A 22,767-nucleotide genomic window follows, 5' to 3' on the forward strand; every position below is an offset into this window, starting at 1 on the left:
TTATATCAAATTAAGAAGTAAAAAGGCAAAAAAAAAGGTTGGACAAAAGCCCAACCTTTTAGAAAGAAAGTCTTAACTTCTAAAAAAATTAGAATGTATAAGCAACTTGTAATCTTCCAGCATCTTGATCAATACTTTTTGCACCATCAAATTTTTGCTCAAAGTTACCATATCTTAAATATGTACTTAAGTTTTTAGACATTTTATATGTTAATTGTCCATAAACTTCTTGTTGTTTTAATTCATCACCTCTAGTTGTAACACTTCTAGCGTAAGCATGATTATTGAATGTTGTTTTACCAGCTTCAGTTTTATCAGCTTTTAAGTATCCATAGTGAGCTGTTAGGTTTAGGTTATCTAAAATATCAACACCTAAAGCACCTTGGAAATATTTAGCATCTGCTATACCATTTGAAGTAATGAACCATCCAAGAGATGTATTTTTTGCATCTTGATCAAGTGCAGTTAAACCACCATCTTTATCAGTCATAGTATATGCAAGTCTAGCATTAACGATAGAGAACTTACCATCAACAGCAAGTCTAATCATTGAGTTATCATCACTTGTTAAACCTGTGTCTTGTAATACTTTACTGTTTAATTGTAAATTTACATATCTAGCTTCTAAACCTAATTTTGCATTTTCTGCTAAATCAAGATTTGAAGTAGCTGCTAAAGTGTATGAACCAAAAGTGTTTTGCATACCAGCATACCAAGCCTCAAGTTTAACAAAATCTAAATCACCTTGAACAGTAGCAACATACATGTCATTACCATTTTTTATAACTTCTTTGTGATCTACAGTAACACCACTTTTATTACTATTAAATGCACCATTTCCTGAATCATGTAAGTTAGTTGCATTGAAGTAACCAGCACCCGCAGTAATTGGCCCAAATGTTGAAAGAGCTAAAATACCAGTTCCAGTTTGCTCATTTCCATTGATATCAACAGCAACTGTATATGGAGTTGTTAAACCTTGTTTACCAATATTTACAACAGTATTTGGAATAGCAGTTAAACCAAAATATGCATTTGATAAAGTTACATCTGCTTGTGCATCACCAGTTTGATCTTTTTTAGAATCTAATTTTGCAAAATCAGCACTTTTTGAATCACCTACAATAAATCTTGAGTTAAATTTAACATAGTCATTTACTTTTGAAGATAAGTTAAGACCTATTTTGTAGTTATTGTTTTCTGTTTGACCACCAGTTCTATTTAAACTATTATCATAGTTATTATATCTGTAAACTACCGATCCAGATACATCTACACCTTTGATAGCTTCTTCTAATGGTTGAGCATTAGCAGTACTAAAACCAGCAACTGCAACAGCTGCTACTAAACTAATTTTTGAGATTTTTCTCATGTTTTTTTCTCCTAAAATTTCGAAATTAAAGTCGATTTACAAGAATAATTTTTATTCCTTGTGAACCTTGGCGACCATTTTATAAGATTAATTTTTAAAGTTTTCTTAAATTTGTTAATTATCTGTTTATTTATTGTTAATTTAAGCCAAAAAGTAAGCATTTGTTTTCTTATTTTAGGATTTTTTACTAATATTTTTGATACAATCTTTTCCTATGAAAAAGAATAATATTATACTAATTGGTTTTATGGGTGTTGGAAAAGGAACTGTGGCAAGAGCTATGGTAAAAGAGTTCGCAATGGTGGGTCTTGCGTCCCAATTCCCAGAAGAAGAAGAGGTGGGAGTAAAGTTCCATTTCCAGTATTCGATTGATACAGATGATTTAATCGAAAGTATGGAAAATAGAGCTATAAAAAAGATTTTTAAATTTGATGGTGAGCAATATTTTAGAAATTTAGAAAAAAAGACGGCACTTTGGCTTGAAAAAAGTGTAGAAAATACAATTATTTCAACTGGTGGTGGTTTTTATCGTCAAGAAAATATTAAAAATATAGGAACTATAATCTATCTTAAGTCATCATTTGATGGAATTTTAAAAAGAATAAAAAAAGCACCAAATGCAAAAAATAAACTAAAAAAACGACCACTTTTACAAAATAAAAAAGAGGCTATAAAACTTTATAATACAAGAGTAAAAGAGTATGAAAAAGTTGCAGATATTATTGTTGATGTTGAAAACAGAGATTTAAAAGTTATAGTAAAAGAGATTTTAGGACAGATAAAATGAAAATAATATATACAAAAGATAAAGAGTTTAAAACAGAGTTTGAAAATATTTTAAAAAGAGCAAAAAGTGATATAAAAGGTGTTTCAAAAATAGTTGAAAATATTATTGATGAGATTATAGAAGATGGAAATGAGGCTTTAAAAAGACATATAGAGAAGTTTGATAAATGGATTGTAAAAAGTGATGATGAACTTTTAATATCTCAAGATAGTATGAAAAAAGCTTATGAAACTCTTGATGAAAATTTAAAAAACTCTTTGCACAAAGCTTATGATAGAATAAAAGCATATCACGAAAAACAGCTTCCAAAATCATGGATTGATTTTGAAGAAAATGGAACAATTTTGGGACAAAAGGTAACTGCTGTAGATAGAGCAGGGCTTTATATTCCAGGTGGTAAAGCTGCGTATCCAAGTAGTTTATTAATGAATGCAATTCCAGCAAAGGTTGCAGGAGTTAAAGAGATAGTTGTTTGTACACCAACTCCAAATAATGAAGTAAATGAGCTACTTCTTGCAGCTTGTCACCTTTGTAATGTTTCAAAAGTTTACAAAGTTGGAGGAGCAAGTGCAATTGCTGCTATGGCATATGGAACTAAAACAATTCCTAAGGTTGATGTAATAACAGGACCTGGAAATATCTTTGTGGCAACTGCCAAAAAAATGGTTTTTGGTGAAGTAAATATTGATATGATTGCAGGTCCTAGTGAGATTGGGATTTTAGCAGATGAGAGTGCAAAAGCAAACTTTGTAGCAATAGATTTACTATCTCAAGCAGAGCACGATGAGATGGCTAGTTCGATTTTAATAACTACTTGTGAAGATTTGGCAAAAAATACAAGTGTTGAAGTAGATAATTTTTTGGCAAATTTAAGCAGATATGAGATTGCTAAAAAATCAATAGATGAAAGAGGAGTTATAATTGTTGCTTCTAATATGGAAGAGTCAATTGAACTTATGAATGAAATAGCACCTGAACACCTTGAAGTTATGACAAAAAATCCATTTGAGCTACTTCCTTTTATAAAACATGCTGGTGCTATATTTTTAGGTGAGAATACTCCTGAGCCAATAGGAGATTATATAGCTGGTCCAAATCATACTCTACCAACAGGCGGAACTGCCAAATTTTATAGTCCTTTAAATGTAGAGAATTTTCTTAAAAAAAGCTCAATAATAAGTTTTTCAAAAAAAGCTATAAATGATTTAGGAGAGCCTTGTGCACTCTTAGCAGATACAGAAGGATTAACAGCACATGCAAAAAGTGTTCGCGTGCGATTGGAAGATAAATAATGAGTAAATTTAAAGATTGGTTTACAGAAGATGACGATGATATATTTTTTGGAAGTCCAAAGTCTAAGTTTTTTGATATTATGGAACAAACTCACAGAGATTTAGTTGAAGATGAGATTGATAAAGTTATTGAAAAGTTAGCAATTTTGGAGCTTATTGTAAGTCAAGATAAAGATGAGGATTTTGATATAAACTCATATTTAGAAGATTTTAAAGAAAAAAATCAAGAAGATGTAAACTCAATGAAAAAAGGGCTTTATATGGAATTTTCTGGAGAGATTATTAGTAGGTTGGATAGCTAGGTGGAAGTTTTAGAAAAAGTAAAAAATCAAATAAGAGATTTTGTAGAAGTTTGCCAATATCCAAAGGCTTTGGATTTGCTTGAAAAGTTGGCAACTGGAAAGATGCTAAGAAGTAAATTGATACTTAAAATTGCTAAAGAGAGCGATGAGAGTATAAAGCTTTGTGCTGTTGTTGAGATGATTCATGCGGCTTCACTACTTCACGATGATGTTATAGATGAATCAGATACAAGAAGAGGAAAACCATCTATTAATGCTTTGTATGATAATAAAACTTCTATAATGTTTGGAGATATTTTATACTCAAGAGCCTTTACAGAACTATCACAAATGGATAAGAGAGTTGCATATCATGTTTCAAATGCTGTAACGCAACTTAGCATTGGAGAGATGATGGATGTTGATTTGACTGAATCATTTAACAGTTCACATGATAAATACATAACAATGATATATAAAAAAACAGCATCACTAATAGAAGCTAGTGCGAGAAGTGCTGCAATAATAGCAGGTCTTGATGATGAAAAATATGCCTCTTATGGAAAGAATTTAGGTCTTGCTTTTCAGATGGTTGATGATATTTTAGATATTACACAAAGTAGCCAAACTCTTGGAAAACCTTCTATGCTTGATTTTAAAGAGGGAAAAGTAACTATTCCATATCTATATTTATATGAAAGAGTTGAAGATAAAGAGTATTTAAAATCTTTGTATAAAAAAGAATTAAAACAAGAAGAGTTGGAGTATCTAAAAGAGAAACTAAATAGTACAAATGCTTTGAGTGATGCTATAAAAGAGGCAAAAAATAGAGGGCTTGAAGCAATAAACTCTATAGAAGATGAAATAAATAGTGAAGATTTAATAAATATTATGAAAGCTATGATAGAAAGAGATTTTTAAGATGAGTTATTTAGTAATCAGTTTTTCGCATAAAAATTTAGATATAAAACAGAGAGAAAAATTAGCTTTTAATAGCGATGAAGAGAAAGCAAGATTTATAAAAAAACTTTTAGAAGCACCTACAACAAGTGAGTTGGTTTTACTTTCTACTTGCAATAGGGTTGAAATTATTGCAAAAAGTTCAAATATAAAACAAAGTAGTAAAAATATTATTGAAAATTTAGCTAGTTATTCATCTTTGGATTTTGATTTTTTATATGATAGGGCTGATATTTATGATGGAGATGTTGCTGTGCATCATCTTTTTTCCGTTGCTTCTGCACTTGATAGTTTAGTTATTGGTGAAACTCAAATTGTTGGACAGCTAAAAGATGCTTTTAGATTTTCCCAAAGTTTTGGTTTTTGTGGAGAGTCTATTAGTAAAGTTATGCACTATGCTTTTAAATGTGCTGCACAAGTGAGAACTGCTACAAGTTTGGGAACAGGTTCTGTTTCAGTTGCATCTACTGCTGTTGCAAAAGCAAAAGAGCTAGTAGGAAATACAAAAGGTGTAAATGCTTTGGTTATAGGCGCTGGGCTTATGAGTGAATTGGCAGTTAAGCACCTAATAAGCTCTGGTTTTGATGTAACGATAACTAGCCGTGATATGAAAAAAGCTCAAAATCTAGCAGATAGTTTTGAGGCTTCTATAAAAGTAGAGCCATATTCTAAACTTGAAGAGTTGCTTGAAATTATTCCTGTAATGATAACGGCAACATCTGCTCCATATCCAATAATTACACAAGAAAATACTCCTAGTTCATCTATTTCAAGATATTGGTTTGATATAGCAGTTCCAAGAGATATTGATGAGAATATATCAATGTTTGATTTAGATATTTACTCTGTAGATGATTTACAAGAGATTGTAAATTCAAATATGACACAAAGGTCAGCACAAGCAAAAGAGGCTTACACAATAGTTGGTCGCTCTACTTTGGAATTTTTTGATTGGTTAAAAAGTCTTGATATTGAACCAATTATTAAGAATTTGTATCTAAAAGGCGATAGTATAATAGAGAAAAAACTTCAAAATGCTATAAAAAAAGGTTTTATACCAAAAGAGCATGAAGATAATATCAAAAAACTTTGCCAAACTATAATGAGTGAATATCTTCATAATCCATCAAAACAACTTAAAAATATTTCAAGAAATATGGAGTGTGATTTGGTTGTAAGCTCTGTTCAAAGTATGTTTACAAAACAAAATAGCGATACAAACTTTAAATGTGAGCATTTATCAAAAAATTAGAAAATCAAAAATTATTTTAAAAATATAGGAAAAATATATGAAATTTAGTAAACTTTTTATTCCAACAACAAAAGAGATGCCAAGTGATGCCTCTTTACCTTCTCATCAATTTTTAGTTCGTGGTGGATTTGTAGCACAAACTGGTGCTGGAATTTATGATTTTATGCCTTTGGGAAAAATTGTTTTAGAAAAAATTAGAGCTATTGTAAAAAAAGAGATGGATGAAGCTGGAGCAAATGAAGTTCAATTTGGATTTGTTACACCTCTTAGTCTTTGGCAAGAATCTGGACGAGCCTTAACTATGGGAAATGAGCTTCTAAGATTTAAAGATAGAAAAAATGGTGAATTTGTTTTAAGTCCTACAAACGAAGAAGCTGTTGTAAATATGGTAAAAAATAGAGTTACTTCATATAAAGATTTACCACTTCATTTATATCAAATAAATACAAAGTTTAGAGATGAAGCACGACCTAGATTTGGACTTATGAGAGGAAGAGAGTTTTTGATGAAAGATGGATACTCTTTTCACTCTAACGAAGAGGATTTAGTAAGAGAATTTAATCTTATGGAAGCTACTTACAAAAAAATATATACAAAACTAGGGCTTGATTTTAGGGTTGTTGAAGCTGATAGTGGAGCAATTGGAGGAAGTGGAAGTAAAGAGTTTCATGTTTTAGCAACTAGCGGAGAGGATACAATTGTTGTTTGTGATAGTTGCTCTTATGCTGCAAATATTGAAGCTGCAAAAAGAGAAGCAAAGATTTATAATTTTGAAGCAGGAGATTTAAAAAAAATAGAGACTCCAAATTGTAAAACAATAGAAGAAGTTGCAAATTTTTTAAAAGTAAAAAAAGAACAAACTATAAAAGCAGTTATAAAAAAAGCTATTTTTAAAGATGCTTCTAAAATTGTAGTATTTTTTGTACGAGGAAGTGATGAACTTGAAGAGACTAAAGCTGTAAATAGTATAGATGCTTTAGAAATTATTGATGCAACTTTTGATGAGATAAAAGATGCAGAAATAGTTGCTGGATATTGTGGAGTTTTAAATTTACCAAAAGATATTTTAGTAGTTATCGATAGTGAGTTAGAAAATTCAAAAGCTTTGGTTTGTGGTGCAAATGAAGAGAATTTTCACTTTGTAAATGTTGATTTAAAAGCTATTGAAAATATTAAATACTTTGATTTGGTTGCTGTCAAAGAGGGTGATATTTGTACTTGTTGTGGTGGAAAACTTTCACATACAAAAGGAATTGAAGCTGGACATATTTTTCAGTTAGGTGATAAATACTCAAAAGCAATGAATGCTACATTTTTAGATGAAAATGGGAAAGCAAAACCATTTATTATGGGATGTTATGGAGTTGGAGTATCAAGACTTGTTGCTGCTGTAATTGAGCAAAACCATGATGAAAAAGGTTGTATCTGGACAAAATCAACTGCTCCTTTTATGGTTGATATTATTGTTTCAAATTTAAAAAATGAAGATGAAAAAAATATGGGTGAAAAAATCTATGAAGAGCTAAAAGCTTCAAATGTGGAAGTTATTTTAGATGATAGAATAAATGCTAGATTTGGATTTAAAATTGGAGATTTTGAGCTTTTAGGTTTTCCTTATGCGATAATTATTGGGAAAAAACTAACAGATGGAATAGTTGAAATAGTTGATAGAAAAACTCTTATTAAAACAGAAGTAAAAGTACAAGATGTTGTTGTTGAAATTTTAAATTTAATCAAATAAAAAGGCGAAAATATGAGTATTGAAAAAAATATTGAAAAAGTTGTTGATCAAAATGTTGATCAAATAACAAGAGATTTTAAATCGTTTATTCCAGATAATATTGTGGAGATAGCTATAGGATACTCTATGTCTTTTATTGTTGCACTTCTAATATTTTTTGTAGGAAAGTGGATATCAAAAAATATAGTTAAACTTTTAGGTAAAGCTTTAAGAAAAGTTGGTGGAGTTGATGAAACTTTGGTTAAGTTTTTGGAAAATATTGTTTATTATGCCTTATTAACTGTTGTTATAATTGCTGCATTAAACAAATTAGGAATTGCTACAACTTCATTTTTAGCTATTTTAGGAGCAGCTGGTTTAGCTATTGGTTTAGCTTTGAAAGACTCTTTAGGAAATTTTGCTTCAGGTGTTATGATAGTTTTATTTAAACCATTTAAAGCAGGGGACAGTGTAGTTGCTGGTGGTGTTAGTGGAACTGTTACTGAAGTTACAATTTTTAATACGGTATTTTTAACTGCTGATAATCAAAAAATAATTGTACCAAACTCTTCAATTACAAGTGGAAGTATAACAAATGTGAATGCTAACAATACAAGAAGAGTTGATATTGTTGTAGCTATCTCTTATGAAGATAATATCAAAAATGTAAAAGAGGTTTTGACAAATATTATAAATTCAAATCCAAAGGTTTTAAAAGATAAAGGATTTGGGATATTGGTTACTGATTTAGCTCTTGATAGTGTAAAATTAGGTGTTAATGTTTGGGCAAAATCATCTGATTATGGTTCTTTAAAAGCTGAACTTTTAGAAGAGATTAAAACAAAATTTGATGAGGTTGGAATTACAATTCCATATCCAAAGAATGTGTATCAACAAATCAAAAATTAATATACCAAAACTACTTATTGATATTTTGAAAACATTGCAAGATAGTGGCTATAAGCCATATCTTGTTGGTGGTTGTGTTAGAGATTTTCTTCTGAGTAAACCAGTTAAAGATTTTGATATTGAAGTATTTGGTATAGAAAATTTAGAAAAATTAAAAACAATTTTAGAAAAATATACAAAAGTTCATGATATTGGAAAATCTTTTGGTGTTTTAAAAGTCAATATCGATGATTTAGATATTGACTTTTCTATTCCTAGAGTAGAGAAAAAAGTAGGAAAAACTCACAAAAGTTTTGAGATAAAACTTCTTTCAAATATAAATATAAAAAAAGCTGCAAAAAGACGAGATTTTACTATAAATTCTATATATTACGACTATTTTAAAGATAGTTTTATAGACCCTTTTTTAGGGATAAAAGATTTAAAAAAAAGAAAAATTAAATATATAGATAAAAAAAGTTTTATAGAGGATAGTTTAAGAGTTTTTAGAGCTTTTGGATTTGCTTCAAGATTTAATTTTAAAATAACAAAAAAGACAAAACAACTTTTAAAAACTATTATCAAAAGTGGAGAATTAAATAATTTATCAAAAGAGAGAGTTTTTGAAGAGTTAAAAAAACTTCTTTTGAAATCGAAAAAACCAAGTGTTGGTTTAAAACTTTTTGATGAGTTTAAAATATTTAAAATATCTTTTTTAAAAAAATATAAAGCCATAGATAAGTTATCAAAAATTTTGAAAAATAGAGATATAGATTTAAAAAGAGTATTAATTTTATACTTTGTTGTTTTGCTAAAAGATGAAAAAGAGGATGATATTCTTGAATTTTTATCAAAAATAAGTAGTGATAAAAAGTTTATAAACTCTATAATATCTTTGTGTAAAGAGAGTTTGGAAGATGATATTGTAAGCTTAAAAAAACAATCTTTAAATATAGTTTTGGAAGATTTAATTTTAGTTGAGATTGCATTTGGAAATAAAGATATTGAAGCTATTATAAAAAAATGTGAAGAGTCTGATATTTTAAGCAAAGGATTAAAACCACATATTATGGGAGTTGATTTACTTGATTTAGGTTTTACTCCTAGTGGTGATTTTAGAAATATGTTAAATTTTGCAATGGATTTACAAATAAAAGAAAATCTTTCAAAAGATGATTTAAAACAAAGACTTAAGAAGAATTTTTAAAATAATATTTATATAATCTTCTTATGGTCGATATACTCTATTTTCACTTCCATTTACAACATGAAATATTGTAACTCCATATTTTTTTGAGTAATATTTTAAAAGCAGATGCTGTAAAGTTGGCTCTATTGATGGTGTAAACCAAGCATTGTTTGAAATCATAATCATATATTTAGTATCACCTAAATTTTCAAATATTTTATCCGTTGTTCCTTCATAGCAAATTGCATTTCTATATTTTTCTCCTTGAATTATAAAATCTGTTGGAGAGCTTGCTTTTGAGTAATCACTAGCTCCATTATAAAAAATATCATTAATCAAATCAACAAAGAATTTAGGAAGAGGTATCTCTTCTCCAAAAGGAACTAAAACAACTTTTTTTGCAACAGTAACACTATTTTTAGTATAAAAATATGAAGCATTAAAAATTTGATTATCTTCAACATATAAAGCTCCAGTTACTATATCTATCTTATTTGATAGTTCTAAAAGCATATTGTTTAAACTAGGGTATTTATTTAGAGCAACTGAAAATGAAGTTTCAGGTAAAACAACCAAACTATAGCCTTTGTCTATGGCGTCAAAAATTTGTTTAAAGTTTTCATCGTTTAATATTTTTAAATACTCTTTATCCCACTTTAAAGATTGATTTATATACATTTGTGGCATATAAATTTTTGCTTTTGGAGTATCTATAAATTCACCTTTTTCACTATGAAAAGCAAATAATAGTGGTAAAATAGCTAGTATCTTTGCTCTTTTTAGTTTTATTACAAGATAAAGTGATATAAGAATTAAGCCAAATGCAAATTTTGTAGTGCTTAAATATGAATCAATAAATATAAGCTCTAGTTTTAACCAATTAAAACCAAATGGAGCAATAAATAAAAATCCAAAAATCATTAAAATTCTAAAAGATAGTTTATTTATAACTGCAAAAAGAGCAAAAATAGTTCCAAAAACAAGACCAATTCCTAAAAGTAAAAATGGAGCTATATAACTAATATCGTAGTATTGTAAACTAACACTCATCCAATAGCACCAAAAAATTCCTGTGAAAAATCCTGCATAAAATAGTGAAATCCTTGGAATTGTTAGTAAAAGATATATTCCACCTAGTCCAAATATTGTATTTATTAATTTAAACTCAAATCCAAAATATGATAAATATATAAAAGAGCTAAGTAAACAAGCAGTAATCAAGCCTTTTATTATTAAATTTTTGTTAAAATGTTGAGTTTTTAACAAAAACATATTAAACCCCCAATAAAAAGGAAATTCGATGCAAAGCGATTTATTGACTTCATTACTACCTCTTGTTGCACTTTTTGCAATATTCTATTTTTTAATAATTAGACCACAACAAAAACAAGCAAAAGCTCATAAAGAGATGATCATAAACCTTAAAAAAGGTGATAAGATTGTAACAAATGGTGGCTTAATGGTAGAAGTAGTAAAAGTTGAAGATGCATTTTTTGTAGTAAAAAATAGCGATAACTCTGAGATGAAATTAGCTAAAGAGTTTGTTACTAGACTTATTACTGAATAATTTATTATTTAAGATATGATTTTCATATCTTAAATTCTCCCCCTACAAATAAGGATTTATATTGAAAATTTTTAATTTTAAACTCACAATTTTTTTAATCAGTGTTATATTTGGTGTTGTTTTTGCTATTCCATCTTTAATGCAAACAGATTATGGTAAAAAAGTAAATTTGGGTCTTGACCTTCAAGGCGGACTTCATATGCTTTTGGGTGTAAACACTGAAGAAGCTGTAACTTCAAAAATAAAATCAATCGCAACTGCTATTAAATATTTTAGTGATGATGAAGAACTACTTATTGATGGATTAACTGTGAGTAATAACTCTATTTATTTTTCAATTTTAGATATTGATGAAATGGCTAAAATGGATAAAATGCTCTCAGAAATAAAGGGTTTAGATATAGTTAAAGAAGATTTAGAGTATAAAGTTTCTCTAAATAGTGAAGAGATAATAAAAACAAAAGATTACTCTGTTGCTCAAGCTGTTGAGACTATTAGAAATAGACTTGACCAATTTGGACTTAGTGAACCAACAGTTGTAAGACAAGGTGATAGTGATATAGTTGTTCAACTTCCAGGAATTAAAACAGCTAGTGATGAAAAAGCAGCAAGAGATTTAATCTCAAAAGCTGCAAAGCTTGAGCTTATGGCGGTTGATGAAGAAAGAATGGATAGAGTTCATCAAATGACAAGTAAAGAGGCTGCTTCATTTGGTGATGTTATCTTAGAAGATACAAATGATTCAAATAAAAAATATCTTGTAAAAGAGATACCAATTTTAGATGGAAGCCAAGTTGTAGATGCTCAAGTTGCTTTTAGTCAATCAAATCAACCCATTATTAATTTTACATTAAATAGTGCAGGAGCTAGAATTTTTGGTGATTTTACTGCTAAAAGTGTAGGAAAAAGGTTAGCAATTGTTTTAGATGGAAAAGTTTATTCAGCTCCAAATATAAATGAAAGAATTGGTGGAGGAAGTGGGCAAATTTCTGGAGGATTTACAGTGCAAGAAGCTGGAAATGTTGCTATTGCTTTAAGAAGTGGAGCACTTTTAGCAAGTGTAACTCTCTTAGAAAAAAGAAGTGTTGGACCATCTTTGGGAGCTGATAGTATTAAAGCTTCAATGATAGCTTTGGTTTCTGGAACAGCTTTAATTTTTATATTTATGATGTTTTATTATAGAAGAGCTGGGATTATTGCAAATATAGCTTTAGTTGCAAATGTATTTATTCTTTTGGCAGTAATTGCTCTTTTTGGTGCAACTTTAACACTTCCTGGTATGGCTGGAATTATTCTTACATTAGGTATGGCAATTGATGCAAATGTTATTATAAATGAGAGAATTAGAGAAGTTTTAAGAACAGGAGCAAGTGTTCAAAAAGCTATAGAAGATGGTTATTCAAATGCTATTAGAGCTATTATGGATGGAAATATTACAACTTTCTTAGTTGCTATTGTATTATATGCTTATGGAAGCGGAGCTATCAAAGGTTTTGCAGTAACAATTTCAATTGGAATATTAACTTCAATGCTTACATCAATAGTTGGAACTCATGGTATTTATAAAGCAATAATGCCAAAAATTGCAAAAGATAAAAACAATAAAAAATGGTTTGGAGTAGCATAATGGAGATTTTTAACAACAATAAAACTTATGATTTTATGGGTAAAAAGGTTCCTTTTTTAAGTATATCTGGAATTTTAATTATAGCTTCACTTGTTTTACTATTTACAAGAGGTTTAAACTATGGTATTGATTTTGTTGGAGGAACAATTGTTCAAGTAAAATATGAACAAGCTGCCCCTTTGGATAAGATAAGAGAAGTTTTAGAAAATAGTAAATATGCTGGTTCAAATGTAACAGAGTTTGGAAGTGCTGATGAGATAACTATAAGATTTACAGGTACTTCAAGTAGTGTAACAAATGATGCTAGTGATGATATGAACAAAATATTAGTACCAACTGGAAATTTTGAGATAAGAAAGATAGATATGGTTGGTGCAAAAGTTGGAGCTGAACTACGAGAAAAAGGTATTATGGCTTTAACGATGGCTTTGTTAGCTATGCTTATTTACATTGGAATAAGATTTGAGTGGAGATTTGCTGTTGCTTCTATTATTGGACTTATCCACGATGTTATTATTACTTTGGGGATTATTAGTCTATTTAAAATTGATGTAAACCTCGATATGATTGCTGCAATTTTAACTCTAGTTGGATATACAATAAATGATACTATTATTGTAAATGATAGAATTAGAGAGAGTTTACAAACAACAAAAGAGAGAGACCTAGATGCTCTTATAAACGATTCAGTAAGTAAAACTCTTTCAAGAACAATTCTTACATCTTCAACTACTCAATTTGCAGTACTTACTATGCTTTTATTTGGTGGAGAGATTATTTATGCATTTTCATTTACACTATTTGTTGGAATTATAATAGGAACTTACTCTTCTATTTTCGTGGTTTCTCCATTTATTAAATTCTTAGGATTTAGTACAGATAGTTATAGAAGTAAACAAGCTATAAAAGAGGCAAATAGAAAAGAGAAAGAGAAATTAAGAGCTATGTATGAACAAGGAAGAGTTTAAAAGGTAATTTAAAATGGATTCTTCAATAAAAGTCTTAATTTCTATAATAGTGGTTTTATTTATTGCTGTTTATATACTTTTTAATGTAGTCTTAGAAAATGATACAAAAGAGGAAAAAAAGATAAATGAAAACCCTAGCTCTATTCAAGAAAGAAGAGATGCATTAAAAGGGATGTTTAAGTGATATCCTCTTTTCTTAAAAGTAAAAATATAAAATATGCACCAAAAAGATTTATAGGTGCATATATATAAGAATAAACTGAATTATTAATAAAAAGATATAAGAAAGAGTTTAAAATATATATAAATATTAAAAACTGTAAAGAACTTTTTATATAAATATTCAAAAAATCAATTTTTATCATCTCTAGTTTTTGTAAAATAATTAATAGAAAAAATAGATTAAAAAATAGTGAAAAAGTACTTAATATTAAGTTTTTATTTTGAATGATATTTGAAGATTGAATAAAAATTGATAGTAAGATTATAAATATTGAACCATATTTTACTATTGGTTCAAAATCTATAAACTTTAAAAAACAGCATCTCTTTTTTAAAGTAGGAAGAAGAGTATTAAACTTTTTTTTACTTTGCATTACTCTTTCATTCTATTAAAAATTGTCTCTAAATTTAAGTCTTCTTCACTTGCAATTTCACCATTTGAATGTAGTTCAAATACAACAACACTTTTATCTTTTAGAGTTGATTCTTTATTACTTCCAAAACCGCTAGAGTATAATCTTGAAGGTTTTACATTGTATTTTACTAACTCTCTTATTACGTTGTTTGCTCTTGCTGTTGAAAGTTCTAAAGCATCTTTGTGTTTAGAGTTTTTAACTTCACTTTCTTGTGCATAACCTTTTACATTTATTTCAGTTTCTTCAGGCATTGCATTTATTAATTGAGCTAAATTACTTAAAAAATCATTTGCAAAAACAGATGTAATCTCTGATTTTCCACTCTCAAAAGCTAAATGTGCTGGAACACTCATTAAAGAACCATTTGGAAGCTCTATTAAATTTGCACCTTTATTTTTATTTTGTTCTTGTTCCTCTTTATTTTCTAGAGTATGAACTATAACTTTTTTACCCTCAACATTATCATCAATAGGTTCATCTGTCATAGCTTTTTCTTGTTTTGTTTGCTCTTCAACTATATTTGCAGATGGGAATTTATAAATTTTTATAAACTCTTCCTTTAAAGCTTTTTGCTTCTCTATATTTACAGATGCCAAAGCGTATAAAGCAATAAAAAGTGCTAAAAGAAGACTTAAAAAATCTGCATATGGAACTGCCCATTTCTCACCAGCTGGGCACTCACATTTCTTTTTTTTAGACATCTAAAAAAAATCCTATAAAGGCATAGGAGTTATCATTTTTGATAACTTCAATTTAAGTTCACCTGGTGCATCACCTCTTGCCATTCCTTTACAAGCAGCAAGAATAAGGTATTGCTCTTTTACAACTAAATGTCCTTTTGCTTTTAATTTAACCCCCCAAGGTCCTAAGAAAATATATGAACCAGCAATTCCCATAACAGTTGCTGTAAATGCTCCAGCAATTCCAGCTGCCATAGCGGGAGGATCATCTAATTTTTGTAAAGCTAAAATTAAACCAAAAACAGCACCAACAAGTCCAATAGTAGGAGATGTTTCACCTGCATGCAACCAAAAGTGGCTAGCCCCATGATAGTACTCCTCTGTTGCCTCAATTACAGGTTCTAGTTGCTCTTCGATTTGTTCTTCTTTGCTTCCATCAACAACCATGCTTAAAGCCTCTTTTAAAAATTGATGATTTAAACCTTGAACATCTTTTTCCAAAGCCAAAACCCCTTGTTTTTTTACAGTTATTGCATATTCAACAAGTTCATCAATCCTTGCTTCAAAATTTACAGGTGATTTTTTGAATATATTTTTAAACTCTTTAAAAGCTGCTTTTACATATTTGGAATCAGTTGCTACTACCGCTGCTAGTATTGCAGTTGGTATAACAATAATAAATGAAGAGATGTGAAGAACTCCAGCGGGATTTCCACCCTCTAAAATAACCCCCACAGAAATAGATGTTATAGCACCTATTAATCCTAACAGTACAGATAAATCCATTTGTTTTCCTAAAAAAAAATTAGTTTATAGTATCTAAAGTAAATTAAAAAAGTGCTGTAATATTTACAGAAAGATTCTAATATGCTTAAAATTAGTTTTTTATACAATTTTAGCTAATATGCAAACTTTATATTAAATACTTAAAAGGAAAAAAATGGACTGGGGTAAGGTAACCTATATTTTCTTAACATTGATGTCTTTAACAACAACAGCGGGTTTTTTATATGAACCAAATATTATAGCCCTTTTTATAGCAGCTGGAGTTAATGTTATCTCTACAATTTTAAAAATTGGTGTAAAAAATCTTTTAGCAGCTGAACTACTAGCTAGTTCTTTAGTGGCTGATTTACACTTGATTCCTGCGTTTTTGGTATTTGTTTTTACAGGAAATATTAACTTAGTTATTGCTCTTGCAATTGGTGCTGTAATTGCAAATATTGTATCAATGATACTTTCTATGATAGAGAGTGCAAAAAATAAAGAAAAGGAAGATTATTAATGGAGTATTTGGCAAAAGATATTGAAAAAAAATGGCAAAAATTTTGGGTAGATAATAAATCTTTTGAACCAAGTTACGATTTTTCAAAACCAAAGAAATATATATTAAGTATGTTTCCTTATCCTAGTGGAAGAATTCACATGGGACATGTTAGAAACTACTGTTTAGGTGATGCTTTTGCTAGACATTTTAGAAAAAATGATTTTAATGTACTTCATCCAATTGGTTGGGATAGTTTTGGAATGCCTGCTGAAAATGCAGCTATTAAAAACAAACTTCATCCAAAAAAATGGACTTATGAGAATATAGATTACATGAGAGAAGAGCTTAGAAGCTTAGGTCTTTCTTTTAGTGAAAATCAAGAGTTTGCAACAAGTGATGAGCTTTATACAAAATATGAACAAGAGTTTATAATAAAAATGTACGAAGCTGGAATTTTGTATAGAAAAAGTGCAACTGTAAATTGGTGTAATGATTGTCAAACAGTTTTAGCAAACGAGCAAGTTGTTGAGGGTTGTTGCTGGAGATGTGATAATGAAATTATACAAAAAGAGATGCCAGGATACTATGTAGCTATCACAAAATATGCACAAACTTTGCTTGATGATTTAAAAACACTTGAAAATTCATGGCCTTCTCAAGTTTTAACAATGCAAGAAAATTGGATTGGAAGAAGCGAAGGATTAGAGTTTAAATTTGATGTAACAAAAGAGACAAGAGCAAAACTTGATAAAATGTTTGCAAGTTTTAGCGTATTTACAACAAGACCTGATACTATTTATGGAGTTTCATATACAGCACTTTCTCCAGAACATCCAATTGTAAAATATATATTAGAAAAAGAGTTATTGCCAAAAAATAAGTTAAATGCTATTAAAAATATGCAAAAAGTAGCACAAAAAGATAGAGCAATACAAGAAAAAGAGGGAATTGATTTAGAAATTGAAGCAATTCATCCATTAACTGGGCAAAAAGTACCAGTTTGGGTTGCAAATTTTGTATTAAGTTCTTATGGTGAAGGTGCTGTTATGGCAGTTCCTGCACATGACCAAAGAGATTTTGAGTTTGCAAAAAAGTATGATTTACCAATAAAACAAGTTATTGTTGGAGATGATGGCTTAATAGAAAAACAGACAGTTGCTTATACTGATGATGGAATTTTAATAAATAGTGAAAGTTTTACTGGATTAAAAAATAGTGATGCAAAAAATGCAATAATCTACCATTTTGAACAAAATTCAAATGGAAGTAAAAAAGTAAATTTTAAACTTAGAGATTGGGGAGTTTCAAGACAGAGATATTGGGGTGCTCCTATTCCATTTGTTCATTGTAAAACTTGTGGTTTAGTTCCTGAAAAATTAGAAAATCTTCCTGTAGCTCTTCCAGATGATGTAGAAATTACAGGAGAGGGAAATCCTCTTGATATTCATCCTACTTGGAAACATTGCTCTTGTCCAAAATGTGATCAAGATGCAATAAGAGAAACAGATACTTTGGATACTTTTGTGCAATCATCTTGGTATTTTTTAAGATACGCAACAAATTATAAAAAGTGGCAAACTGAAGGAATTTCAAAAGAAGATAGTGATTATTGGATGGATGTTGATCAATATATTGGCGGAATAGAACATGCTATTTTACACCTTTTATATGCAAGATTTTTTACAAAAGTTTTAAAAGATTTAGGTTATACAAACTCAAATGAACCATTTAAAAGGCTTTTAACACAAGGTATGGTTTTAAAAGATGGTGCAAAAATGAGTAAAAGTAAAGGGAATGTTGTAGATCCTGATATTTTAATTGAAAAATATGGAGCAGATACAGCAAGAATGTTTATACTTTTTGCAGCACCACCAACAAAAGAGTTAGAGTGGAATGATAGTGCAGTTGAAGGAGCTTATAAATTTATAAAAAGATTTTATGAAAGAGCTATTAATATAACTTCAAATGGATTAAAAGAGTTTAAAAATATATCTCAAGATAGTTTAAGCAAAGATGAAAAAGAGGCTAGAAAAAAAGTTTATGAAGCTTTAAATAAATCAAATGAAGTTTTAACAAAAACATATGCTTTTAATACTTTAATTGCTTCTTGTATGGAAGCTATGAATTATTTATCATCTCAAAAAAATGAGGCTATTTGGGCAGAAGCTTACTATATTTTAACAAATATTTTAGAGCCAATTATCCCTCATACTTGTTGGGATATCTCAAACAAATATTTTGAACTTCAAAACTTTAAAAAACCTCTAGAGATAAAAAATGAAGTTTTTGAAAAAGATAGTATAGTTTTAGCTGTTACAGTAAATGGTAAAAAAAGATGCGAAATAGAGGTAGCTTTAAATGCTTCAAATGAAGAGGTTTTATCATTAGCTAAACAAAGTGCAAAAAAATGGTTAGAAAATTCTACAATTATAAAAGAGATAGTTGTACCAAATAAACTTGTAAATATTGTAATTAAGGTATAAAATGAGACTTTTAAAATCAATTTCTTTACTTTTAATAGCTATTTTATTTTTTGCATCTTGTGGATATAGACCATCTGCATATTATGCAAATAAAGAGTTAGGAAAAGATTTATTTGTAAGATTAGATGTAGCACCATCTGATCCTAAAAACTCTGTTTTAGTAAAAGATGCAGTAACAAAGATATTAATTCAAAGAGTTGGTTCTAATCTTGTTAATAGTGAAGCACAAGCTGATATTATAATGGATTTAAGAATTGCAAGTGTTAGTTTCTCTACTTTACAATATGATAAAGATGGTTACAATAAATTGTATAAGGCAAATGTTAAAATAGGCGTTAAGTATTTTGATAAATCTACATCAAAAACAAAGAGTTTTACAGTTGATGGTGAGTATGATTTTGCTGTTGATATTGGAAGTACTATTAATGATACACAAAGATTCGAAGCTATTTCAAAAGCTAGTGATATGGCAATTACTGATCTTCTTTCAAGAGTTGCTGTTGGTTATTTTAAATAAAAATGAGTTTAAAAACAAAATCTTTAAGTAGTTTTTTAGAACATAAAACTATGTACTATGACAAAATAGATTTTAGCTTTGTAAATAAAGCTTTCTCTATTTTGGAAAAAGAGATAAAAATACCTTTTGTTATTCATATTGTTGGAACAAATGGAAAAGGAAGTACGGGAAGATTTTTATCTCATTATTTATATAAGACTGGCTTTAAAACTCTTCATTATAGCTCTCCTCATATCAAAAAATTTAATGAGAGAATTTGGATAAATGGAGCTGATGTTTGTGATAATTTATTACAAAATGCTCATGATTTTCTTCTTGGTATTTATGATGAAGAGTTACTTCAAAAACTAACATATTTTGAATATACAACTCTCTTAGCTCTTTATTTAAGTAAAGATTGTGAATATTTAGTTCTTGAAGCAGGATTAGGTGGAGAGTTTGATGCTACAAATGTGGTAAAAAATGATATAAGTTTAATCACAACTATAGGGCTTGACCATATCTCATTTTTGGGAAATAGTATAGAAAAAATTGCAAGAACAAAAATGAGAGCAACAAACAGAAAAATGATAATAGGTTATCAAGAGTTTAAAGAAGTTTTTGAAGTTGCACAAAAAGTAAAAGAAGAGTTAAAAAAAGAGTTTAATACAGATATTGAAATTTTAAAAGTTGAAAAATTTGATATAGATTATGATTTTGTTTTTGCTTCATATTTAAAAAGAAATTTGGCACTTAGTATTAGATGTTTAGAAGAGTTACCATTTTTTAAAAATAATCCTATAAATCTTGATATTTTTAATACAACTCCACTATTTGGAAGATGTCAAAAAATAGCAAAAAACTTATATATAGATGTTGGACACAACTCTTTGGCTGCTAAAGTTATAAAAGAAGAGTTTAAAGATAAAAAAATAACTTTAATTTATAACTCTTATGAAGATAAAGATTATGTTGAAGTTTTAAAAGTTTTAAAACCTATCATAAAAGAGATTTTTATATTGCCTTTAGATGATAAACGAATTGTGAAAAAAGATATTTTGAAAAAGTGTATAAAAGAGTTAGAACTTATCGAGATTGAAAAACTAGCAATGGATTTAGAAAATGATTATTTGGTCTTTGGATCTTTTTTAGTTGTTGAGAATTTTTTGGGACTAATAGGCTATGAAAACAGTTGAGCTAGAGTTAGAAGAGTTATACTTTCAAAAACAAAAGCTTGAAGAAAAAATAAAAGAGTTAGAAAACTCTTTAAAAAATGAAAAATTAAAAGATAAAAAAGAGTTTTCAAAAGATGAGAAAATAGAGCTTTTTAAAGAACTTTTTATAAGTAGAGCCGATATTTATTCTAAAAAGTGGAAGAGTAAAGATGGAAGTAAAGAGGGTTTTTCTGCTGTTAGTAAAACATTTATGGGTGATGATTTTTTGCCTCTTACAAACAAAGATTTAGAAGAACATTTAAGAGGAAATCTTTTTTTAGCTTCATATTTAATAGATAAAAATCAAGAGTGTAAATATGTTGTTTTAGAGTTAAACAGTGAAGATGTTTTTAAGCTTCAAAGAGCTTTGCTAGAGTTAAATATAGGGGCTTCTTACAGTCTAAGCTCATATAATAGTATTTTTGCTTGGATATTTTTTAAAGAAAAAATTTCATCAAATATATCTTTTTCATTTTTATATTTTTTACAAAAAAAAGCAAATATTAGTGTAAAACTCTATCCAAATAGTGAGTTTTCAACACAAGAAAAATTAGGCTCTTATATAGAACTTCCTTTACAACTTTTTTATAGAAACAAAAACCGTACAGTTTTTTTGGATATTAATACAAAAAAAGTTTTTCATGATCAGTGGAATTATTTAGCAAATATAAAAAAAGCAAGTAAGGAACAAATCTATAGTTTTGCACAAGTTTTAAAACCACAAAATATACAAAGAGATTTAAAAACTGTGGATTTCCCACAAAATAGTATAGATATAGTTTTAGATAGTGGGATTAATTTTCCAATACAAAGCCTATCAAAAAGTTTTATAAGTAAACTAAAATCATTTGCTAGTTTTGAAAATCCTCAAATAAAACTACTGCTTAGTCTTAGAAAACCACTATACAATACTCCAAAATATCTAAAAGGTTATGAAGAGAGTAGTGAGTTTTTAACACTTCCCAGAGGATTAAAAGAGAAACTATTTGAATATTTAAATTATAATTTGGTTAAATATAAAATAATAGATAATAGAGTTTTTGAAAAAATAGCGACAAATGAAATTTTGTTTACTCTAAGAGCTGAACAAGAAGATGCTATAAAAGAGATTTTAAAGTATGATAGCTCTATTTGTGTAGCACCTCCAGGATTTGGAAAAACTTTAATAGGTGCAAAAATATTTGAACAAAGAGCTGTAAAAACTCTTATTATCGTAAATAAAAATATGTTACTTGACCAATGGATTAGTCGTTTTGTAGACTATTTTGGATATAAAAAAAGTGATATTGGATTTTTTGGAAAAAGTCAAAATAGGCTTAATGGAAATATAGATATAGCTACAATGCAAAGTTTGAATAATAGTCCTGAATTAGTAAAAAATTACACACAAGTAATAGTTGATGAGTGTCACCATATTCCAGCACTTACATTTGAACAGATTGTGAAAAACTTTAAAGGAAAGTATATCTTAGGACTTAGTGCAACACCAAATAGAAAAGATGAACTTGATCCTATACTTTATCAGCAATTAGGAAATATATCTTACGAGTACAAAAAGCCAAGAACTCATACAAATAGACTTCTTGTAATAAAAACTCAATTTACAAGTAGTGCTGATAATTATGCAACAATTATAAATGAGTTGGTTTCAAACGAAGATAGAAATAGACAAATAGTTGAAACTATAAAAGATAATATAAATAGAAAAATCTTACTTTTAAGCGATAGAATAGAACACTTGAATCTTTTAGAAAATATTTTAAAAGAAGAAAAAATAGATTTTGTTAGTGTTCATGGAAGCCAAAATAAAAAAGAGCAAGTAGAAAATATGCAAAAAGTTAAAACTAGTTCACTTATACTTGCTACTAGCTCATTTTTTGGAGAAGGCATAGATTTTCCTCATTTAAACACAATTATTTTTGCAACTCCTATATCTTTTTATGGAAGATTAATTCAATATTTAGGACGAATTGGAAGAGGAAATCAAGAGTGTTTAGCTATAGATTTTCTTGATAGTAAAAATGCTATGCTAAATTCAACTTATAAAAAAAGAGTTGAAGGATACAAAAATATGCACTATAAGTGA

Annotated in this window: 22 protein-coding genes; 17 read left to right on the plus strand and 5 right to left on the minus strand. The window is 28.5% G+C overall.

Going from position 1 to position 22,767, the window contains the following annotated elements:
- Positions 1 to 88: 88 nt before the first annotated feature.
- On the minus strand, positions 89 to 1,372 hold the full coding sequence (locus ACRYA_RS01955) for a major outer membrane protein (protein ID WP_121443270.1): 1,284 nt from the start codon (positions 1,370 to 1,372) through the stop codon (positions 89 to 91).
- Between the two features lie 214 nt (positions 1,373 to 1,586).
- Between ACRYA_RS01955 and ACRYA_RS01960 the strand changes: the two genes are divergently transcribed.
- Genes ACRYA_RS01960 through ACRYA_RS01995 form a run of 8 tightly spaced genes read left to right on the plus strand, consistent with a single transcriptional unit; the run spans position 1,587 to position 9,759 of the window.
- A complete protein-coding gene (locus tag ACRYA_RS01960) occupies positions 1,587 to 2,159 on the plus strand; it encodes a shikimate kinase (protein ID WP_105917642.1) in 573 nt (190 codons plus the stop codon).
- A complete protein-coding gene (hisD, locus tag ACRYA_RS01965; RefSeq protein ID WP_105917643.1) occupies positions 2,156 to 3,451 on the plus strand; it encodes a histidinol dehydrogenase in 1,296 nt (431 codons plus the stop codon). The genes ACRYA_RS01960 and hisD overlap by 4 nt, the downstream gene beginning before the upstream one ends.
- Entirely contained in the window at positions 3,451 to 3,753 is a 303-nt protein-coding gene (locus tag ACRYA_RS01970) for a DUF2018 family protein (RefSeq protein ID WP_105917644.1), read from the plus strand. Before hisD ends, ACRYA_RS01970 begins: the two co-directional genes overlap by 1 nt.
- The gene (locus ACRYA_RS01975) at positions 3,754 to 4,653 is read left to right on the plus strand and encodes a polyprenyl synthetase family protein (protein WP_105917645.1); all 900 of its coding nucleotides are present in this window, start codon (positions 3,754 to 3,756) and stop codon (positions 4,651 to 4,653) included. It abuts the gene before it with no gap.
- Position 4,654: 1 nt separating this feature from the next.
- Positions 4,655 to 5,944: a glutamyl-tRNA reductase gene (hemA, locus tag ACRYA_RS01980; protein WP_105917646.1), complete on the plus strand. Its 1,290-nt coding sequence runs from the start codon at positions 4,655 to 4,657 to the stop codon at positions 5,942 to 5,944.
- A 37-nt stretch (positions 5,945 to 5,981) separates the two neighbouring features.
- Entirely contained in the window at positions 5,982 to 7,685 is a 1,704-nt protein-coding gene (locus ACRYA_RS01985; RefSeq protein WP_105917647.1) for a proline--tRNA ligase, read from the plus strand.
- Positions 7,686 to 7,697: 12 nt separating this feature from the next.
- Positions 7,698 to 8,573: a mechanosensitive ion channel family protein gene (locus ACRYA_RS01990; RefSeq protein WP_105917648.1), complete on the plus strand. Its 876-nt coding sequence runs from the start codon at positions 7,698 to 7,700 to the stop codon at positions 8,571 to 8,573.
- A complete protein-coding gene (locus ACRYA_RS01995; RefSeq protein WP_170144469.1) occupies positions 8,548 to 9,759 on the plus strand; it encodes a CCA tRNA nucleotidyltransferase in 1,212 nt (403 codons plus the stop codon). Before ACRYA_RS01990 ends, ACRYA_RS01995 begins: the two co-directional genes overlap by 26 nt.
- 21 nt (positions 9,760 to 9,780) lie before the next feature.
- Here ACRYA_RS01995 and ACRYA_RS02000 read toward each other — a convergent pair whose 3' ends face one another.
- Complete coding sequence (locus ACRYA_RS02000) at positions 9,781 to 11,013, minus strand: apolipoprotein N-acyltransferase (RefSeq protein WP_105917650.1); 1,233 nt, start codon at positions 11,011 to 11,013, stop codon at positions 9,781 to 9,783.
- A 28-nt stretch (positions 11,014 to 11,041) separates the two neighbouring features.
- On the opposite strand from ACRYA_RS02000, the gene yajC reads away from it, so the two are divergent.
- The 4 genes from yajC to ACRYA_RS10705 all read left to right on the plus strand — a co-directional run bounded on the left by yajC (position 11,042) and on the right by ACRYA_RS10705 (position 14,087).
- Positions 11,042 to 11,308 (plus strand): preprotein translocase subunit YajC, encoded by a 267-nt coding sequence (gene yajC, locus ACRYA_RS02005; protein ID WP_105917651.1) that lies wholly within the window; start codon positions 11,042 to 11,044, stop codon positions 11,306 to 11,308.
- A gap of 61 nt (positions 11,309 to 11,369) precedes the next feature.
- Positions 11,370 to 12,935 carry a protein translocase subunit SecD gene (gene secD, locus ACRYA_RS02010; RefSeq protein WP_105917652.1) on the plus strand — a complete coding sequence of 522 codons (1,566 nt, stop codon included), beginning with the start codon at positions 11,370 to 11,372 and terminating at the stop codon, positions 12,933 to 12,935.
- Positions 12,935 to 13,903, plus strand: a complete 969-nt coding sequence (secF, locus tag ACRYA_RS02015; RefSeq protein ID WP_105917653.1) for a protein translocase subunit SecF — start codon at positions 12,935 to 12,937, stop codon at positions 13,901 to 13,903. The genes secD and secF overlap by 1 nt, the downstream gene beginning before the upstream one ends.
- Positions 13,904 to 13,916: 13 nt before the next feature.
- On the plus strand, positions 13,917 to 14,087 hold the full coding sequence (locus ACRYA_RS10705; protein ID WP_165786093.1) for a hypothetical protein: 171 nt from the start codon (positions 13,917 to 13,919) through the stop codon (positions 14,085 to 14,087).
- On the opposite strand, the gene ACRYA_RS02020 is transcribed toward ACRYA_RS10705, so the two are convergent.
- The 3 genes from ACRYA_RS02020 to motA are packed head-to-tail and all read right to left on the minus strand — an operon-like array spanning position 14,080 to position 16,007.
- Positions 14,080 to 14,499, minus strand: coding sequence for a hypothetical protein (locus tag ACRYA_RS02020; RefSeq protein ID WP_105917654.1), 420 nt, complete (start codon positions 14,497 to 14,499; stop codon positions 14,080 to 14,082). The two genes, ACRYA_RS10705 and ACRYA_RS02020, sit on opposite strands and share 8 nt — an antisense overlap.
- Positions 14,499 to 15,242, minus strand: coding sequence for a flagellar motor protein MotB (gene motB / locus ACRYA_RS02025; protein WP_105917655.1), 744 nt, complete (start codon positions 15,240 to 15,242; stop codon positions 14,499 to 14,501). The genes ACRYA_RS02020 and motB overlap by 1 nt, the downstream gene beginning before the upstream one ends.
- A gap of 12 nt (positions 15,243 to 15,254) precedes the next feature.
- Positions 15,255 to 16,007: a flagellar motor stator protein MotA gene (motA, locus tag ACRYA_RS02030; RefSeq protein WP_105917656.1), complete on the minus strand. Its 753-nt coding sequence runs from the start codon at positions 16,005 to 16,007 to the stop codon at positions 15,255 to 15,257.
- 154 nt (positions 16,008 to 16,161) lie between these two features.
- On the opposite strand from motA, the gene ACRYA_RS02035 reads away from it, so the two are divergent.
- The 5 genes from ACRYA_RS02035 to ACRYA_RS02055 are packed head-to-tail and all read left to right on the plus strand — an operon-like array spanning position 16,162 to position 22,767.
- The gene (locus ACRYA_RS02035) at positions 16,162 to 16,506 is read left to right on the plus strand and encodes a DUF6394 family protein (protein ID WP_105917657.1); all 345 of its coding nucleotides are present in this window, start codon (positions 16,162 to 16,164) and stop codon (positions 16,504 to 16,506) included.
- Entirely contained in the window at positions 16,506 to 18,971 is a 2,466-nt protein-coding gene (gene leuS, locus ACRYA_RS02040) for a leucine--tRNA ligase (protein ID WP_105917658.1), read from the plus strand. Before ACRYA_RS02035 ends, leuS begins: the two co-directional genes overlap by 1 nt.
- A gap of 1 nt (position 18,972) precedes the next feature.
- Positions 18,973 to 19,488, plus strand: a complete 516-nt coding sequence (gene lptE / locus ACRYA_RS02045; RefSeq protein ID WP_105917659.1) for an LPS assembly lipoprotein LptE — start codon at positions 18,973 to 18,975, stop codon at positions 19,486 to 19,488.
- 2 nt (positions 19,489 to 19,490) lie between these two features.
- Positions 19,491 to 20,663 (plus strand): Mur ligase family protein, encoded by a 1,173-nt coding sequence (locus ACRYA_RS02050; protein WP_228199770.1) that lies wholly within the window; start codon positions 19,491 to 19,493, stop codon positions 20,661 to 20,663.
- Positions 20,650 to 22,767: a DEAD/DEAH box helicase gene (locus ACRYA_RS02055; protein WP_105917661.1), complete on the plus strand. Its 2,118-nt coding sequence runs from the start codon at positions 20,650 to 20,652 to the stop codon at positions 22,765 to 22,767. Before ACRYA_RS02050 ends, ACRYA_RS02055 begins: the two co-directional genes overlap by 14 nt.

The organism is Aliarcobacter cryaerophilus ATCC 43158, from assembly GCF_003660105.1.
Lineage (GTDB): Bacteria > Campylobacterota > Campylobacteria > Campylobacterales > Arcobacteraceae > Aliarcobacter > Aliarcobacter cryaerophilus.